This is a genomic window from Vibrio sp. 10N.222.49.C9, from assembly GCF_041474985.1.
Taxonomy (GTDB): Bacteria; Pseudomonadota; Gammaproteobacteria; order Enterobacterales; family Vibrionaceae; genus Vibrio; species Vibrio crassostreae_C.
In genome coordinates this window covers 1-315 of record NZ_JBFRVD010000420.1, presented here as the reverse complement: position 1 = coordinate 315, position 315 = coordinate 1, and the positions used below count along the sequence as shown (strand labels likewise).

The following is a 315-nucleotide window of genomic DNA, read 5'->3' as shown; positions in this document are numbered from 1 at the left end:
TAGTTCTCCCTCAAAAAGGCTATGATTGCCATCAAAGGTGAAGCGTCCTTGTGAGATGCCACCCATTACATTGTCGTTGACTGCCTGCCACTGTTGATACTCATTAAGTTGGGTAAAATCAATCATAGTTTCCTCTAAAGCTGCGACAAAATGACTAAACAAAAGAGAAGCAGTCAGCAAGGTCCATAGGCGAAGCATTTGAGTGAAACGGCAGGCAACGCTGGTGGAGGATGTGTTCGAGCTGATAACCTGCATCATTGTAATGGTTTGCTGGCGGTCAGTGCTAAGCAACGATTAAGAAACTCTGCATAACTA

At 44.4% G+C, this 315-nt stretch carries 1 protein-coding gene; it reads right to left on the bottom strand.

Going from position 1 to position 315, the window contains the following annotated elements:
- On the bottom strand, positions 1 to 258 hold a 258-nt coding region (locus tag AB4585_RS23790; protein WP_372171231.1), incomplete at its 3' end, for a CIA30 family protein.
- Positions 259 to 315 lie beyond the last annotated feature (57 nt).